This window comes from Faecalicatena sp. Marseille-Q4148, assembly GCA_018228665.1.
Lineage (GTDB): Bacteria > Bacillota > Clostridia > Lachnospirales > Lachnospiraceae > UBA9414.
Window position 1 is genome coordinate 639,494 of the sequence record CP073692.1, and the last position, 17,496, is coordinate 656,989.

At 36.1% G+C, this 17,496-nt stretch carries 22 protein-coding genes; all 22 read right to left on the reverse strand.

What is annotated here, in order from left to right; all coding sequences use genetic code 11:
• Positions 1–11: 11 nt before the first annotated feature.
• Positions 12–1,346: a site-specific integrase gene (locus KFE17_03070; protein QUO32751.1), complete on the reverse strand. Its 1,335-nt coding sequence runs from the start codon at positions 1,344–1,346 to the stop codon at positions 12–14.
• Positions 1,337–2,566, reverse strand: coding sequence for a site-specific integrase (locus KFE17_03075; protein ID QUO32752.1), 1,230 nt, complete (start codon positions 2,564–2,566; stop codon positions 1,337–1,339). The genes KFE17_03070 and KFE17_03075 overlap by 10 nt, the downstream gene beginning before the upstream one ends.
• Positions 2,567–2,661: 95 nt before the next feature.
• Entirely contained in the window at positions 2,662–2,859 is a 198-nt protein-coding gene (locus KFE17_03080) for a helix-turn-helix domain-containing protein (protein QUO32753.1), read from the reverse strand.
• A 336-nt stretch (positions 2,860–3,195) separates the two neighbouring features.
• Complete coding sequence (locus KFE17_03085; protein ID QUO32754.1) at positions 3,196–3,516, reverse strand: hypothetical protein; 321 nt, start codon at positions 3,514–3,516, stop codon at positions 3,196–3,198.
• A gap of 72 nt (positions 3,517–3,588) precedes the next feature.
• On the reverse strand, positions 3,589–3,774 hold the full coding sequence (locus KFE17_03090; protein QUO32755.1) for a hypothetical protein: 186 nt from the start codon (positions 3,772–3,774) through the stop codon (positions 3,589–3,591).
• A gap of 42 nt (positions 3,775–3,816) precedes the next feature.
• Positions 3,817–4,131 carry a hypothetical protein gene (locus KFE17_03095; GenBank protein ID QUO32756.1) on the reverse strand — a complete coding sequence of 105 codons (315 nt, stop codon included), beginning with the start codon at positions 4,129–4,131 and terminating at the stop codon, positions 3,817–3,819.
• A gap of 16 nt (positions 4,132–4,147) precedes the next feature.
• Entirely contained in the window at positions 4,148–4,315 is a 168-nt protein-coding gene (locus KFE17_03100) for a hypothetical protein (GenBank protein QUO32757.1), read from the reverse strand.
• A gap of 9 nt (positions 4,316–4,324) precedes the next feature.
• Entirely contained in the window at positions 4,325–4,522 is a 198-nt protein-coding gene (locus KFE17_03105; protein QUO32758.1) for a hypothetical protein, read from the reverse strand.
• A 93-nt stretch (positions 4,523–4,615) separates the two neighbouring features.
• Positions 4,616–5,047 (reverse strand): hypothetical protein, encoded by a 432-nt coding sequence (locus KFE17_03110; protein ID QUO32759.1) that lies wholly within the window; start codon positions 5,045–5,047, stop codon positions 4,616–4,618.
• Between the two features lie 13 nt (positions 5,048–5,060).
• The gene (locus KFE17_03115) at positions 5,061–5,387 is read right to left on the reverse strand and encodes a hypothetical protein (GenBank protein QUO32760.1); all 327 of its coding nucleotides are present in this window, start codon (positions 5,385–5,387) and stop codon (positions 5,061–5,063) included.
• Between the two features lie 16 nt (positions 5,388–5,403).
• Positions 5,404–7,578 (reverse strand): PcfJ domain-containing protein, encoded by a 2,175-nt coding sequence (locus KFE17_03120; protein QUO32761.1) that lies wholly within the window; start codon positions 7,576–7,578, stop codon positions 5,404–5,406.
• Positions 7,575–8,132, reverse strand: a complete 558-nt coding sequence (locus KFE17_03125; GenBank protein ID QUO32762.1) for a hypothetical protein — start codon at positions 8,130–8,132, stop codon at positions 7,575–7,577. Before KFE17_03125 ends, KFE17_03120 begins: the two co-directional genes overlap by 4 nt.
• Positions 8,133–8,146: 14 nt before the next feature.
• Positions 8,147–8,863 (reverse strand): hypothetical protein, encoded by a 717-nt coding sequence (locus tag KFE17_03130; protein QUO32763.1) that lies wholly within the window; start codon positions 8,861–8,863, stop codon positions 8,147–8,149.
• A gap of 53 nt (positions 8,864–8,916) precedes the next feature.
• On the reverse strand, positions 8,917–9,330 hold the full coding sequence (locus KFE17_03135) for a hypothetical protein (protein QUO32764.1): 414 nt from the start codon (positions 9,328–9,330) through the stop codon (positions 8,917–8,919).
• A gap of 14 nt (positions 9,331–9,344) precedes the next feature.
• Complete coding sequence (locus KFE17_03140; protein QUO32765.1) at positions 9,345–9,962, reverse strand: hypothetical protein; 618 nt, start codon at positions 9,960–9,962, stop codon at positions 9,345–9,347.
• A gap of 21 nt (positions 9,963–9,983) precedes the next feature.
• Complete coding sequence (locus tag KFE17_03145) at positions 9,984–10,292, reverse strand: hypothetical protein (GenBank protein QUO32766.1); 309 nt, start codon at positions 10,290–10,292, stop codon at positions 9,984–9,986.
• A 12-nt stretch (positions 10,293–10,304) separates the two neighbouring features.
• On the reverse strand, positions 10,305–11,354 hold the full coding sequence (locus KFE17_03150; protein QUO32767.1) for an SAM-dependent methyltransferase: 1,050 nt from the start codon (positions 11,352–11,354) through the stop codon (positions 10,305–10,307).
• Entirely contained in the window at positions 11,336–11,620 is a 285-nt protein-coding gene (locus KFE17_03155; GenBank protein QUO32768.1) for a hypothetical protein, read from the reverse strand. The genes KFE17_03150 and KFE17_03155 overlap by 19 nt, the downstream gene beginning before the upstream one ends.
• 13 nt (positions 11,621–11,633) lie before the next feature.
• Positions 11,634–12,077, reverse strand: coding sequence for a hypothetical protein (locus KFE17_03160; protein QUO32769.1), 444 nt, complete (start codon positions 12,075–12,077; stop codon positions 11,634–11,636).
• Between the two features lie 434 nt (positions 12,078–12,511).
• Positions 12,512–12,892 (reverse strand): DUF4313 domain-containing protein, encoded by a 381-nt coding sequence (locus KFE17_03165; GenBank protein ID QUO32770.1) that lies wholly within the window; start codon positions 12,890–12,892, stop codon positions 12,512–12,514.
• Positions 12,893–12,908: 16 nt separating this feature from the next.
• Positions 12,909–15,371, reverse strand: a complete 2,463-nt coding sequence (locus tag KFE17_03170; GenBank protein QUO32771.1) for a hypothetical protein — start codon at positions 15,369–15,371, stop codon at positions 12,909–12,911.
• Positions 15,358–17,244, reverse strand: a complete 1,887-nt coding sequence (locus KFE17_03175) for a hypothetical protein (protein ID QUO32772.1) — start codon at positions 17,242–17,244, stop codon at positions 15,358–15,360. The genes KFE17_03170 and KFE17_03175 overlap by 14 nt, the downstream gene beginning before the upstream one ends.
• Between the last annotated feature and the right edge of the window lie 252 nt (positions 17,245–17,496).

The following is a 17,496-nucleotide window of genomic DNA, read 5'->3' on the forward strand; positions in this document are numbered from 1 at the left end:
TTATATACATTTTAGGGAAGAACTTCAAGCAAATATCTTTCGTCAAGCGGAATCAATTGTGCGGCGTTATTCTTAGGCAAAACTTCTAGAGCAAAGGCGATTATTTCGCAGTCGGCATTGTATACAACTCTTTCCGTATTAACATATATTTCTTGAGTAAAATCGGCTGAATAATGCCCTAAGCTTGCAGCAATAGCCTTCATGCTTATTTCAAATTCCGCCAGAATTGTTGCGTATGTATTGCGTAGTTTTCTCCAAGGTATTTTTGTAAAACCACATTTTTCCATTAACCTTGTATATGCATCCTGAGCAAAACCCCGATGGTATGGTTTGCCATCGTCTTGACAACACAGATATCCATAGTCATGAAAATCTGGGATATTTGCACGTAATTCTTCATATTTTTGTCTTTGAAGTATAATTTCATCAATAACAAAGTCAGCCAGTGGGGTTCCTCGGACACTGTTTCTGGTTTTTGTCCGTAGTTCCTGGGTAAGAAGTTTACCATCTTCCAATCCTTCGTTTTTTGTGCTTCTTCCTAACTGATGTTCAATATAAACTTCATGATTACCGAAATCAATATCTTCATATTTTATTGCAATAATTTCTGATATGCGTAAGCCGGCTGTCAGTGCCAATAATAATGCTATAAAAATTTTAGGTTCTTCTTGTTTGCATAGGTATAACATTATCGTAACCTGCTGAAGTGTATATACTGCCGGTAAAGCTGGAGGCTGATCAACATGTTCTTCCTTCTTATTATTCTCTATTTCACATTTTTTCTCTGTTTTTCGTTTTACTTTTATTGCAGATTTTACAGGATTCAAATAGATAATATGATTTTCTAATGCGTATTGAAACGATCCACCAATAACGCCATATGCACTTCTCAATACGGAGTCGTAAGGGATGCTATCGAGCGCTGCAATCAAATCATCTCTTTGTATAGCTGTGATTTTTTTATCCCCCCAGACTACCAGAAAATAATTATATATGATATTCCGATATGCCGTATAGGTGTTATAAGCAATATCAGCTTCATCAATCATATAATAGTAAAGCCAATAATCAAAAAATTCTCTGGCTGTATATTCAAATGGCACAAATGTTTTTTCGTGAAGTTGTTTGATTGTATTTTCTCTTGCTTTTATCGCTTCTGTTTTAGAAACAAATCCCCCTCTTTGCATTGGACAAACTTTTCCCGATTCAAAAACAATTTCAAAACGAAAACAGTATTTTTTCCGAGCTTTGACATAAGTTACACTATCACTGAATTTCCATGAAATAATTTTACCGTAGAAGAAAGTTTCACTGACCGGAGGTTTTATGATAGGTTTTACATGCATACTATCCCTCCTTTGCTGCGAACTTTGACGGCACCAATTGCCGGATCCATTACAGAATCAATAGTTTTTGCTATTTCTTTCTTCGCTTCCATGATTCCACAATAGATTTCAAATGTTGTAGCTACACTTTTATGTCCCATTAATTTTGATATCTTTTCCAATGAAACACCCTGCTCAATCAGTATCGTAGCAAACATATGACGAAGCCCATGCATTGTAATGTGTGGAAGTCCATTGCGTTTGCAAATTCTTTTTATTGCTTCAGTGTAAGTTCCATCTGACTTTATATTTCCCTTTACGCCAAGACAGATATATTCAGCCCATTCATGATTTTCTGTAAGTTTGAGAATTTCTTCATTTTCCTTTTTTCTTATTTCCAATTCATCAAAAATAAAAGCTGAAATGATCAATGTTCGATAGCTGCTATAAGATTTTGGCGGTTTTGTGGATAATCTTTGAGTAGCGATTTTGTATGTACGATCCTCTTCAATAACTACATCGTAATCACGTGTTATTTGCCGATTTATGGATACTGTGTGTTGCAAAAAATCAAAATCTTTGTATTTTAATCCCATTATTTCCCCTTTTCTAAGACCGCAAAACAGTGCTAACAACACCTCTAAATAGATAGAATGGTATTCCTTTGCTGCAGCAAGAAAGATCTTAACTTGTTCCTTGGTTAGAATCGTAATTTTAGGGGAATTCCAATATCGTTTTTTAACTCCTGGTAGTGGATCATTTTTTAAATATCCGTCATTTAATGCATCAGTTAATGCCAAATGAATGACTTTATAAGCCATGGCAGCAGAGCATTTTGAATATCCATCACATTCATCAATCAGGTCGTCTAAAAACTTCGTGGTAACCATGCCTAATAAAACATCTCGTTTTACTTTAGGTAAAATGATCTGATAGATGGTCCATGAATAGCCAACTTTGGCAGAACTATCACTATATGGCAAATATAAGTTTTTCATCCAAAAATCCAGATATTCCGTAAAAGTATATTGAATATTGGTTAGTCTTTTTATTCGCTCTATATCTTTTTGAAACTTCTCATTGAAGAAAAAATAACTTTGTTCAGCCTGCTCTTTGTCGGAAAAACCGCTTTTTATTTCATATTCTATTGTATAAGTATAAAGATTGATTTCTTTTATAATATGATTCCATGTATTATTTTCATAAAACACAACCTCTTTTCCTATAATATCGTTGTTCATATATAAGCCTCCTCATGTGATGACTTAAATACCTCAATGAAACCTTATCAAAATGATAAAATTTACGTCAACAGAAACGTATGTCCGGCTAAAGATCATTCTGTCTCTCCGTTCAACCAGTTATCAAAAGGTACTTTAGGAACTCTATATAGATTTCCTATTTTCAAGACTTTAAAAGGATGCTGCATTTTATAAGTTTCTCTAATCAGTTCATATGCGGCACTTCTGCTGATTCCCAAAATATTTTGTATTTCTTCTACCTCATAGACTTTTTTTACTGTTTTATTTTCCACTTGTCCTCCTTTCCAAGTTTCTCGTTTTATATGTTTTTTATCAAAAGGAGTCTTATACTATAATTTCTCGTAAGCCCATTTTGTGTTATAGAAACAAAAAGTCTATTACCGGACATACAAAAACAACTATTTACCCGAAGTTGTTTCTAATAAATAAAAAGTTCACCACTCTCCTTTTTCTGTAAATAAATAAAAAAACGGTCCAGCATTTTTGCCAGACCGCTCATTTTACATAAAATTTACTACAACAAATCCAAATGTATCTATAAAACGTAATTTTATGGCAATTCAATAAAACAGCTTTGCGCCTTATTAAATTGCCTGATATTTTTAAGTTTACATGTTGTACCCAAGCCATGATTTCAATTGTATTCCAGTATTTTCCGTATATCCCCAGTCATCAGTTCCTATATATCTCCTATCTTCTCCATTATTAATGAGCGATACTTTAGATATTACTGTTCCCCAAAAATTTACTAAAACATGAGAACTTAATTCACATGGGATTCCCATACACTCATCATCATGTCGCACTTCATAACAGTAAAAGCCTTTTGGAACACTTTCTCTTTGAATTCTTCCCGAACAGAAAAGTGCCAAAGTATCAAAAATTTCTATTTCTTCAAAAGTTTCTTTTCGTGCATCATATCTTACCATATTTACCTCTTCTTTCTACTACAAAATAGCCGCCTGTCAGAATGCCTAAAAGGTATCTCTAATTAAGACCTTTTAATATAAACATGTATTCAAATACTGTTTCACCACATTCAATCCAGCCTGGTTTTCAGATGGTATTTTACTTTCCTCTTCCAGCCATTCAAGAAACACTCTTCTTTTTTCTTCATATTCCCGCACAACACCCCTAAGTCTTCGGATTTCCTGTTGGCAGGAAAATATTCTTTCTTCATCTGTCATATCAAACTCCTATTCTCTTTTTTCGTAATGAAAGTAATAACCCTAATCCATTTTGCAAATCCAATTCTCTTCAGTAGCTATTTCGTTTGCTTTCAGTTGATGTTCCACCTTTGGTCCAGCAAGTAACAACATTCTGAACAATTCTGGAAGATGCTCTTTTCCCAGCTTTTCCTCAAACTGCTGTATCCACTGCTCCTGAATTTCATTTGAAATACTTATCTTCCGGCAGTCAAATCCATAACCTTCTGGTGCTGTTGTCTGCAATTCATCTGCCACTTTTTCATAAAAGATTGTCAAACTCATCGTTTCAATGAAAGAATCTACGGTTTCCTGTGTTATTTCTTTTACCGTTTTCATTTGTAATCTCCTCCTATCAGATTAACAAGGTCCTCCTGCTGCAAGCTCCTGCCGGGTATTTCCATTTGCCGTTCACATAAACAGACTCGACTGGAAACTCACCCGTAAGCAGACTTTGAATTGCAAGCTGACCATTTGACTGCTGAAAATATCCTTCCTTTTTCTTCAATACTATCCACCTCATTTTTAAATCCTATTTCAAACATTCTTTTTCTACCAAAAGCGCTGTTTTCCTTTGCCCTGAAAAATATGATTTTCCATTGTAGATCCAAGTACTCCCACGCGGCGCAGTCATTGAACCGGTAATCTTTTTCCAGCCTGAAGGCATTGCTGTATATAGTTCTACATCTGTTCTTATTGCAAACTCTATAATCCTGTCAAATTCTTCCATCCTTTTCACCCTTACATTGTCACATTTGCTACTTTGTGTAAAAAGGAAAGAATTTTATCTTTCCTTTTTACACCTCATCATATTTCCATAGCTTTATGTATGCTGACAGTTTTTCTTATAGCCTTTTAGGTACAGGTTATAATCATTCGCTCTTGTTATAAATCTAATCCAGTAGTCTGCTACGTGACCATTCATAAAAAAATCATACTCATTTTCACCTACATGCGAAGATGGATGTCCCTTACAAAATTCTCTTAATATTTCCAGATTATAAAACTGCGTCACCAGACAACGATAAATATCCTGTGATTCTCGGTTAAATGCTTTCGTCCAAAGCTCACCTCTACAGGGAAAATAGTTTCCATGCCATCCGTCTCCATTCCAGTATGCACGAATATATCCTATTTGGGCATCTGGATGTTGCCCTGACTGTAAAGAATCCGGTGCTTCTGAACAATGCTCGAACACATCAAGAAAATTGCAGGTTTCCATCAACTCAAACAACATGCTTTCTTTTTTACTCATATAACCCCTCTTTCTATGCGGCATTGTTTTCCGTCATTTGTGTATCACATTCCGGATAACAGTATAGTTTCCCATTTTCCGTAATATGTTCACAAAGTTCTTTGTTACCAACCATGTTCCATAGTACATTATCTAAAATGCCTTTTAGAATCATATCCTCATTGCTTTTAGAAAAAGAAGTATTATATCTTGCTTCCAATTCTTTATAGAACCCATCATATGCAACCACGCCGGTTTCAGAATTTTGAATAAGCTCATGAATTGCCTGTTGCATATTTTTTCTTTCCGACCATAATTCAAGAAGATGTTCTTTTCCTGTCATATCTATATTATTATTCATAGTCCTCCTTTCCAGCTTATGCTGCCTGTTGAAGAGTATCTGGCATTTCCATAAGATCTGCTTCCAAAACGTCTGCCAGATATTTTCCTTGAAATAATCCGCCATTAATTTTAACTTTCTTTTTACGCATTTCTGCATAGGATTCCATTCGGAGCTGCCGACTCCGGTTCGCAAGCTCTCTGTCATTTTCAGTAATCCTTTTCTGAATTTCCTGCTGCCACTCTCTTAAAAAAGCTGAAGCTGCTTCAATATCTTTATTCTGTCGGTCATATTCTGTCCGTTTCTGCCGAATGACTCCGCCTGGTTCTACTTCCAGGGTATAGTACGGCGTGTCAGGCTGTTTCGTATTTCTCAAAAACAAAATATAAGTTTCCTGCTCATTGATACGTTCCAGATATTCTGTTTTCTTATCAATACAATGATGAAGTGCCTGTCCCTCTTTTAAAATATCTTCAATACACCGAGGTGCTAAAATAGTAAAAGTTTCGTCGCTGTATTCGTATTTCTCCCTCAAACCAGAAAGTACACTATTTATATTCGGATATTTATCAGCCAGTTCTCCTGCTGTTACAGATAACTGATTATCCTCAATATATTTGATTAGATCATTGTGTCGTTTATATAGTTTCGTTGCCCGATAAACAATCTCATCATTGATATTCATTTTTACACGTTTTGCCATAGAAATATAGTCTTTCCATGTTGTGAGAACTTGAGAAATACTGTCTTTTCTTTTTCCCTTCTGACGAATGAGATAATTTCTGATCTGAACATAACTCATTTTCGTATGAATAAAGTTTAACTCATTGGGTTCTATGTGATTTTCCATATACCAAAAAATCAATTCATCATCCAGATAATGTGGTGAGCGATTTTCTTCCTGAAGCCACGTAAGATATTTCATATCTCCATCATTCTTTCGAAGACGCTTCAATGCATCTTTGCTGATTCCAAGCCGCAAATGCAAAGCACCATGATCTTGAAAAGAAGATATTTTCAGTGGATTTTCCAGGACTTCATAAGATAGCGTTTTTAGTTTTGCTTTAACCAGTTGCTCCAATATGGGTGCTTTTCTTAATGAGCGCAAATAATCTCGTGGCTGAAAATAACTTTTCCCCTTTAATATTTCAGGAAGACCGGTCATTTTTAGTTCCTTTTTAGAGAGATCCGGAATTGTCCTTGCATATACGGCCCCAGAACTATTATCTACATAACTATAATAATAGTACCAATAGTTGTTACTGTGAGTTTCTCCACGTATCCAACGATTACCACGATGCTTATAATCTCCAAAATAAAAAGGTGTTTCTTTAAAATCCATGTCATATAGATAGCGATTTTTTTCAGAACAGATTGCTACTGGATTTTGATAACTATTTTTTCCTATAGCCATGCGTACCGAAAATTCCCTTATAATAAAACCTGGATAGCAGCGTTGAAGTAAATACGCCGTTTCTTGTTTTGTCCAAATCGGTCCGAATTTTCCGATAGATTTAAACTGCACCTTCTGACCACAATTCGGACAGACACCTTTTTCGTTATATTTTGGTTTTTCTATCACAACCTTTTTGCCACAACAAGTGCAATAGCCATCTGTCGGACCGCTTCTCTTATACTGATAAAATATATAATGTTCCGAGATTGCCTTGCGGAGAACCCATTTTTCCCAGTCTTTTGGAAGGCTGCGCACAGGTTTTAACATCCTATCCCATTCATCTGTTATACGTTTGTATTGCTTATCCCGGTGTTTTTCTAAAACAGATGATTGATAGTCGCATATTGCCAAAAAATTACCACGTTCTATCTTCAAGTACTTTTGGATTTTTATCCCATCCTTTTCAGAGATATAGTGTTGAGAAGAATAGTACGAGAAATCTGTATCCAGATTGTTTAACATCGCTGTTCTCCATTTGCCTATCTCAGTTTCAAATGATATATATTCTTCAGACTTTCTATTAAAATAAACAACATACGTTGGATATTTTGAACCCGAGCGTACAAATTCAGTTTTAAAAATAGAAAGGATCAAATACCCTTTTTCAACTTTTGCCTTTATATAGCTGTTATATTTATATGCTTTTCTTTTTCCCCATAGTTTTTGGCTAACAATGGGAACATCCTTTTCAATCTCCTCCTTCAACTGTTTTGTTAATTTAGGTGGAGTAAGAGTTACTAAAAATTTTTTCTTCATGCACAAATCTCCTCCTGATGATTTTCGATTCCTTTTACCGTATAGCGGATTCCCGGATAACACTTTTTCCCGTCTATCTTTAAAAATGCCACCTCTTCTATTGCAGAACAATTATCCTCTTCTTTCAAAAGAATAAGAATATCTCCTAACTGTCCATGTGCATTCGGATTTTTTCCGCGAACAACAGCAAAACCGTTATGGGCTTCTGCATACTCTTTTTTTACATACCCATTCCAAGTACGTTCCGGATGTTCTACCATGTAAATAAGTGCCTCAAACAATAATTGTTCTAAAGTCAGTCGTTTTAGCAGATATATCTCCGTACAGGATATTTTACTGTCAAATTCATCTTCATCAAGATCACCTGCGGCTTCTACTTCATAATAAACGGAATTTCTCCAGTTTCTATAATAACTCAGACAATCTAGCGGATTTTCTGCACAATGAAATCCATTCTCTCCGCAATTCGCTTTATCCGTTTTATTCCATGCATTCTCTTTAAATTTGTATCCTAAACAAGACAGATCCTTATGAAATCCCTTATATGCTTTCATCTGTACATTCCTTTCTATTCATTATCCAGTTGCATCATATCAAACATAGAAAGCTGGATATTCTCTTCTTTTTTCTTTTTAGCTGGTGCCGGAGCTGAATTCTTTGCAGGAATTGTAGGTGACGTTTTCACAGAAGTCTTTTTCTTTCCGTTCTGTTGTACGCTTTTCTTTTGCTTAGAGATTCTTTTCTTCTGTTCTTTTTCTTTTTTATCTGCTTCCTGTTTAGCATCATCCAACGCATAATAATCTTCAGCCCATTGATATACCTGAATTTCAGAAATTCCAAGCGCTACATTTTGCTGCCTTCCTGTTACAGGCTGTTTCCCATTAACTCTCTTTTCATGCTCCTTCTGTGCTATACTGTAAGCCTGTTCCATAATATAATTCATACATTTTTGAATGGTTTTATGCTTCTGAAGCACTTGCATACTAAACGCCGGATTTTCTTCTGCTTTTTGAATTAGATAACGGGAAACGATATCTGTAAACATCTGATCTTTTAGAAGCCACATTTCTTCTCTTAGTTTCTCGACGGCAGAAGAATATTCCTTTTCTTCCAATGGTATCTCTGCAAGTTGAGCTCTTTTTCCTGAAATAAAATCCTGTATATGATCTTCCGGAACCAGCCATTTGGCTGCGAGTGACTTTAATTCCGAAAAATTTTGCGAAAGCCTTAAGTGAACAGCCATTGCGTTTAATTCCTCTGTATTATGAATCATTTTTTCAAACAATATAAAATCCTCCTTTATAAAAACGGAGAGCCGAAAGACTCTCCATTTAGATATCAGGCTGCTGCATCATTTTGCATTGCCTCTTCCATTTCTTTTTCTACTTCTTTTGCAATTCTTCTTCGTTCTTTATCGTCTTCCTCCAAAAGTCCAATTAGCTCAATCAAAACACGAACGCACCATGCATTTGCATTCCATTTTTCAGAAAGAATACGTGTTTCTTCTACTACAGCTTCCCAGTCTTTTCCTTCTAATTCGCGGTCCCGATATTTTTTATAAATTTCATAGCATTCTTTCATCACTTTTGGAACCGGAATTGATGTCGCTGCATCCAAATTTGCAAGAAGTCCGATTAACATTCTATGGTTCTCATACTTCTTACAGATTTCTTGAATTCCTATCTGGGATGTTCCTCGATAAAGTGCCATAAAATCATTGAAAATTGCCGCTATCTTTTTTTGATCTGTCATTCGTTTCCTCCTTCCTAAGATGCTTCAAGGTCGTAGATGCTTAATTGTCCTTGAACTTGATAATCGTCCTCTTTTTTTATTACTTCCTTTTCAGGTGTTTTTGTTATTTTGAAGGGGATAGATCGAACTCTTTTTGCACTCTCCTGAATTTGTTCCCATAACATTCCAGGTGTTCCCAATTCACGCATCACAACCAGATCATCTTCAGCAACAGCATTTAAAAGACTTTGGACTTTACCATATACCTCTGTAACTCCTGTCTCATTTCTCTGCTTTTTATTCAAATAAGAGAATTTTGCCATTAGGTATCGATAATCATCTGAAGAAAAATAATCTTCTGCTGATTTCTGTGCCTGTGTCCGAATTGTTTCAGCCTGTGCCATATATTTTTCAGGCATTTTCTTTGGAACTGTATAAGAAAGTTTGCTTCCAAGGTTTTCCAGATGACTTTTTGCGTGTAAGATTTCCTGTCGATATCTATTCAGAACAATCCCATCCGTACACATACTTTCTGCATCTCCATAGGTATAAACTTTTTCCCATGCATACAATAGTATTTTTAGTTTCTGTTCCCAGATTTCCAAAGAGCAGGAATCTATCGTTGTCCCTCTCTCTTGCATTTTTGCAGGCATACATCCACCCCCTGCTATCTTCTATGTTTCCTCTTTTTTTCCTTTTTCTCTTTCTATCCGTCTCCGTACGGTAGAAGGATAGCAATGAAAAGCATTTGATATTTCTTCCAACGTATAACCGGCTTTTCTAAGTCGATACATCATTTCACCTACTTCGTCATCCGTCATCTTGTCAGTGTTTTCTATCCGTACTTTCTTTTTTAGGATTTTCTGGCAGAGTGGATAATCCGGGCCATACTTATACATCAGAATAGATTCATATACATCAAGATTACAAAGGATTGCAATCAACAAACAATAGTAACCACTGTCTTCATCCCAGTTTGCCATTCCTGCACCTCCCTACATATAACTCAGCCGATATAAGCCCTTATGATTTGTAAGAAATATATTTCGGTGCTCGTAGATGGTGGCGCGGATACGTTCCTTATAATGCTTGTTCTTTGCTGATTTAGGATGTTCCTTTAACTCTTCATAAAGCTGAGACAAAGACAGGATTCCACCGGATCCTTCCATGACTGCACAGATAAGATGAAACCAGGTAAGAGCTTTTGAGTCCTGTGTCCGAAGACAAAAAATGCCGCCCCTTCGAAAAGAATATGGTATCTGAAACACATCTTCTTTCTGAAACAGCAGCAAATGTTCTGTCACAATCGGAATAAACGGACGCCGGCTGTGATAGTTCTGTCCACTGGATGAACATCCAAACTGAGCTTTTACAATCCATGATTTCATTGTGCCTATTGTCATGACATCATTAGCAATCGAATGAAATTCGCCCTTTTGACGGATATCACCGACTAAAAGAGCTAATGCACCTCCCGACCGCAGACTGAAAAACATTTTTTTAATCACAAGATTGAGCTTTTCAATAAAATCTTCATAGTTTTCGCATCGGCTCAGGTCATCTGCATGAGGCTTTCCCCACATATTACCGGAATATCGTATGATGGAATGATATGGGGGATGTAAAAATATAAGATCTGCACTGTCTTTTACATCATCCTTTAAAGCGTTCCATCCACCAACCCCACAGGTTAATTCAGGATTCAGATCATATTGTACGCATTGTATCCCTAAATTTGATGCAACGTCACCACTGGTTCCTGAACCGCACATAGGATCTAGTAATAGAAAGTCCTCTCTTTTGCGATGCGTCTGGCATTCTCTGACATATCGGATAATCTGACGGACAATTTCCGGAGAACAATTTCCTCTCCAGTGGTTGTTCCCACCATTGCCTCTTTCCGGATATGCCATAAAAGAAGTAAGATTACGTCCTGCACAATGTGTCAGATCCCACACACCTAATGTCTGTATAATCTTTTTCCAATTTGCCCCAAATTCGTTCTCTAACAGTCGTGCTGCTCTTTCTAATTCTTTTTCATACACTTCATCTCACTTCCCTTTCTTACCATTACTTCCATAAGGTACTGTTCCGGTATCGTCCGTAATGCAACGCCGGAAAATTCATTGCCTATTCTTTTTAGCTCTTTCTTACTGCCTTTTCGTATATGATTCAAAAGACCAAACGCCTTTCCTCCACATTCTGCAATATACAAATGCTTTTCTTTATCCAGCCTAAAGTCGATTTTTGAACCATTTACAATGTCGTACTGACCTGCCATTAAAACTGTCATTTTCAATTTTTTGCTCACACTGTAACTCCTATCACTCAAACATTGGATAACTGGTAAGTATCCGAAATCCCCAATCTGCTTGTGGATCTTTCACCAGAACCAGACATGCTTTTCTTAAATTTTCATTTAAACGTTCTTCACCTTTTCGAAAACCATATCCAATCGTCTGAGGGAAATGACCGATTAACGAGATACAGTCACTATTGCTGCTTTTCAGCCAAAAAACAATCTCTGAATCATAAAATTTATGCATCAGACCACTTGTTACTGCTGCTGCAACTTTTATGTCCCAATAAGAAGTAGCATAACGGATATCCTCTTTTGTCAGTCGGGACTTTAATACCATGAGCTGGATATCTGTGTGCCGGCGAAGTGTATGACCGCCAAACAAACCTACTTTGTCGAGGTTTTCTCTTATTGTCTGCAATGTACTTTCAATCAGATCATCTGGAATATCGGTAAATAAATCCACCATATGTCCTCCTTTCATTTACGGATATGCAGATACCGATATCTCAGCGGATATCAGTACATAAAATAAGAAGGAAATAAATGCCTTCCTTCTGTAAAAAATGCAAAATATATCTGTTATCCGCGTTCCTAATGCTCTGGTTTCTTTATTCGGATTAGCAAATCCTCCTTTCTTCGTTTTTGCTGAAAATTTCCAAAACGCAAAAAAGACACCAAAAACCCATTTCTGAATTTTTGATGTCTTTCTTATAACCTATCAGGCGATGCCTTAAATTTAACTTCCGGTATTCCCCGGAACAAATCAACTGACTGCATTTGGTATTCTCATGCACAAAATTCTAATCCACTTATAATGTAGCACAATATACAGTATTCGTCAACGATATTTTATCTATATATAGTTTTGAGACATATTGCACTCTGCCTCTTATAATGCAATTATTTTATCTCTATGTCCATTTCCTGTGCAAATTGTTTTACTCCATCTGGATCTAATTCGGCAAGCCGCTTTAAATCAAAAGCTACCTTGCGGTATGTACAGAATCCGGATCTTGCGGAATCAGGCATTACAGTTCCAAGCTTATGCTTCTTAATAAATTTGAGTTTACTGTCTGAAAAATCGTGCGTGATATACGCTTCATTTTCTTCCAACACATATCCAGGAATGTTTTTTGTAAGATCAGAAAATGTTTCCCAGTTGCCATCTTCTCTACACAGCATTTCGATATATAATCCACCATACAGATATTTTCCCACATGAAGTGCAATCTCTACGTTTCCATACTCCCATTCATATTCTAAAAACTGTTTCGTATCCATATAATTCCTCCTGATATTATAATGTATTTTGTCTTAAAAATTCTACAGGCAGCAGAAACATTCCTTTTTCATAACTGCCTTCATTATTTATGGTTGCCATACCTCCCAAACTATCCAGATATTGTTTCCCATTTTTGGAAGCAGAAATATACATATGGTACTGCGCCCGGACCAAACCTGATGTTTCAGGAACTAACGCTTTGTAATCATTGCTTAAAATAAGCTGTGCTGACATTTTTTTAGCTTTCTGTTTCAACATCCGCAATACAAATTGTACAATTTCTCTTTCTTTTTCTTCTGAAATTCCTTTGAAATAAGGACGTTCCAAAAATAAAGTCAGTTGTTCTGTTTGGTCTATCTGCTTCGATGCACTTTCCTGTTCTTCCTTTGTAATATCCACAAACTGCAAATGATTATTCTGGCTTTTGCGATTACTTAATGTCCCCTTTGTCAATCGGATGAATGCTCGGAAAACAAGCTGCCCGTTTAATGCAAAATACAACACTTTCTTATTTGCATCAAAAGCAGACAATAAACATTCTTTATATCTTCCATTTCGATAAGAAAGACAGGTGCGGCCTACTAACTCCCCAATCTGCATCACAGGCAGCAGCCGATCTTCTTCCCAAAGCTGTGCATTTCCCTCTTTCATAGACAGGTTCTTCTTCCATATCTCTTCGATTTCATCTGGAACTTTCAAAGAAATCTCCCGTTCCAAATCGCCTTTATGATATTTGACATCATAAAATCTGCCGGCAATTTCAGCCATACAAAGCCGTCTTATCTTTTCTGCATCTTCATCTGAATCGCGTAAGAATAAACTGATAATCTCCGCACCGCCTTGATATAAAAATTCCCGAACACCTTTCTGATTTTCATGTATAAAAGAGGGTTCTATTTTTAGCTGTCGGCACAACGTGTTCCATGTAGTATCAATCTCTGTTATCTGTTTGATTACACTTTCAAAATCCGGATATTCATTCACTTTCTCCTGATTCTTCAGTAAAAACAGTAGGTGCTGCTCGGTTCGGACTCCTGGGATGAAGCGTTCCAATTCATTCCATACTGCAAGCACTTTGACTGCACAGTTCCATGACAGATTTTCTATATGCCCCAACTCCTTATGAATCCACTGCGATAATGGCTTCTGCCTCAATTTTTCTGCTATGCTTATCAAGGATTCTTCGCTGATATTATCCGGTATACATTCTTTTCCTGCCAATTCTCGGATTGTTTTCATCCGTTCATCATACTTTAGGGGATAAAGCTGATGATATAAATATACATACTGTTTTCCCGCAGTTACAAACAGCTTCAGCTCTGCAAAGGTATAGTCTTTTCTCGTTAGACACTTCCTTATTTCTTTTGACAAGCATCCTAAACCACAGGCTTCCTGCAAATTTTTCCCATTCAGCGTATTTAGATTCAAGTATGTTGTGTAAACCTCTTTATCCATTAAAAGTGAATATCTTGGCAATTTCAAAAAAAGAGAATAATACTCTTTTACAACTGACAAGAAATGTTTTTTCCTATGTGTAAGCGCATAAATTAACATGTCCTGCTTTTGACTGCTCACATTTTCTAAATTCAGTTCTGCAAGAAAATCACCATATAGGAAATTCAAATAAAATGTTCGGTTTTTCACCATCCTGACAAGTGCATCTTCCGTTGCAGATGGAAGATTTCGTTTTAACTGCTTTAAATCATATACCAACATATCATTTTCCAACCATTGTTCGATGAAACCATCCTGACACTTTTGGGGAAAATACGGCAATACACTTTTTATACCTTTCAATATAGAACCTGCATTCCTGCTGATTTCCTTTATCTGCTCCTGATGTATTCGGCAATCATATATTGGACTGGATGCACAGATATTCAGAATTTCTTTTACTTCTGGTTCTTCAAAATACTTCCATACCGTTCTGTCTGAAATCACTTCATTTATCAGACCTGATCTGAAAAAGGGTTCTATTAACAGCAGACGCTCCGTATTTGAAAGCTCTGATAATGTAAAATCTGTATAGCTGCTTAGTTTTGATATTCCATCCATCAAATCTAGGAGCTGTCTACTATCAAATCCACACTTAGAATAATATTTCAGATATTCATATTTCCATTGATTAAAAATGCGTTCATCCGTCAACACCTCATAGAGCTCTTCATACTTAAAATTTACCGATAAGACATCCCCTCCTGCGTGTGCAAGCATCGAATTGATTGAATTGATACTTATTTTTTCTTCGCACTCCAGGCGGATCAAATCAGGTAAAAACTTTGGATCTTTTATTAGATAAGCAACCGCACTTTCTTGTAACATAAGTATTATTTTGCTGGCATCCATCTGATTGATTTGTTCCGATAGACGCAGGAGATCTTCTTCTTTTTGAGTCTTCAAAAAATCATAGGATACTTTTGCTTGTGTCATTCCCTGATACAAACGTAAATTGTTCTGTATTGTATCAAGCAGCTTCATATTGCAGTCCCTCCTTTTCTAATTCAACATTTTGAATGATTAACTTTAATTCGCCCAATTCTAAAACGCTCTCTTTTAAAAGAATTTGTAATACTTCTAACAGATCTTGTATTTCCTCCTTCCTAAAACACTTTTTCTGTTTTCTTGCAAAGAAAGCACATATAAATTTTTTCGTAATATATCGACGTTCTTTTGTTTCCTCAGATGAATAATAATGTCCCGATAGATACTTTTGAAGCATATGAAATAATTGGTCAGTATCATTCTTTTTTGCAATCAGGCTGGTAAAATCTTTTCGTATTGCTTCCCGTTTTTTTAGTTTTTTGTATTCCTGATGACGCAGTTCCCTTTTTTTGTTTTCTTCTTCCAGTTCATGTAATTCCTGTTCTGTGAGATAGATTTGTCTAAGACAAATTACATCTGTTTTTGATGTGAGGAGAGGTTGCAAATAAAAAAAGATTTTTTTAGCCTCTTCTTTAGGAAACCACAGGAAATTATTGGAATCCTGCAAGAACTGTGCCAGGAAATCAACATAAGACTCTGTATAGTCATGAAAAATATACTGTTCCAATATCCGAAATAACTCTTGATGTTCTTCCACACTTAAAAAGGGACGTATGAAATCTAAGGATTGGAAGGATAATTTTTTCTGAGACCATCTCGCCTGAATCCCTATGCTATCCCATAAAATTTTTTCAATTTCAAACATGCTGGATTGATTGGATATGCCAAATCGTGCAATCAACATCATCAGTAAGTCATAGGCTTCCTGACTACGAAGTCCCTTCATATATTGCTGCAAATAATAAACCATATGAAACCATTTCTCCCGAACCTCCCTTCCGGGTGTTTCTGAATCACGCAAGTACTGTTCCAGCAAAGCCTTTGGGTGTAAATACCCCCATTCTACAAAACGAGAAAATAAAAAATACAGGCTATATTTATTACATTTCCAAAAAATTTTAGTGATTTCTTCTCCCGTCAAAGCAGTGTATATAGATAAATACTGTTTTAGTTCTTCAGAAGTATAGTTTTTTTCTTCCAAGGTTTTCAGTACCCAATCCTCAAATTCATCTGCTTTCATTATTTGTTGGAGACTATGCCATTTCTGATCAGTGAGATCAATCAGGAACCATTTTCTATGGCTTTCTTTTGATTGGTCACATTCATATAATATCTGATAGGTTCTTATATTTTGAACTTCCAGGCGGGAATATAGATAATCAAGGATACCTGTTTCATCCTCTAGGCGCACTGAAAAATGATGATATACTTCCAAAAGCTTTTGGCAAAGAGCATATGCCTCCTGTGGGTAGTGTTCCCCGTCAAAAAACAATAAACAGGTTTCTGCTGCCATTCGTTCAGCAGTCAGTCCAGTTATTTTAATTTTTTGTGACAGATCACATTGCAGGAGCAACGTCATATTAAGGAACATGATTTCTCTTTCAGAATATCCAGAAGCCATCAATTTTTTCCTTGCCGTACTACCCTCTTTTGCGTAACCATACGGAAGACGAAACAGATACTTTAATACTTCAACATCCTTTTTATGATAATTTTTCAATCTATACGTAAGATGTTCTGTAAGCCAGACATAGACTTCTTTGTATTCATAAACAGAAAATTTACGTTCTTCTCCAAGCAAACGGTTCAAATCATGTTTCCGACTTTCCCAAAACTCATCATCCTCTTCAAAAATATTGAAAACAAAAAGCAGTTCCTGTAACCCATGAAGAGGGCAATTCCGCATTTTTTCATATAATTCTTCTTTTGCTTTATCCTCATAAAGATAAAGAATCCCCATCCGATAAATATCATTTTTGCTAAGGATATGGTTAAATTTTTTCCAAAAAGATATCTCCTGTTTTCCCACAAACATACCGATATTCTGAAATCTCCTGGTTTCTGCTAATGCAAGTCCAAGTGCCCGAAGTTGTTTTTCTCCGACTTCTGTTTTTTCACTCAGACGTTCTAAAACTTCTCCCGGATAATGAAGAGCATAAGTTTCTTCCATAGAATGATCCAAACGATGAAAAAACAATGCACTATACTCCAGCCTACGATAAATCGGATCCTTATGCTGAACACTTGACAGACGAATGATCAGATCCACCATCTGACAATA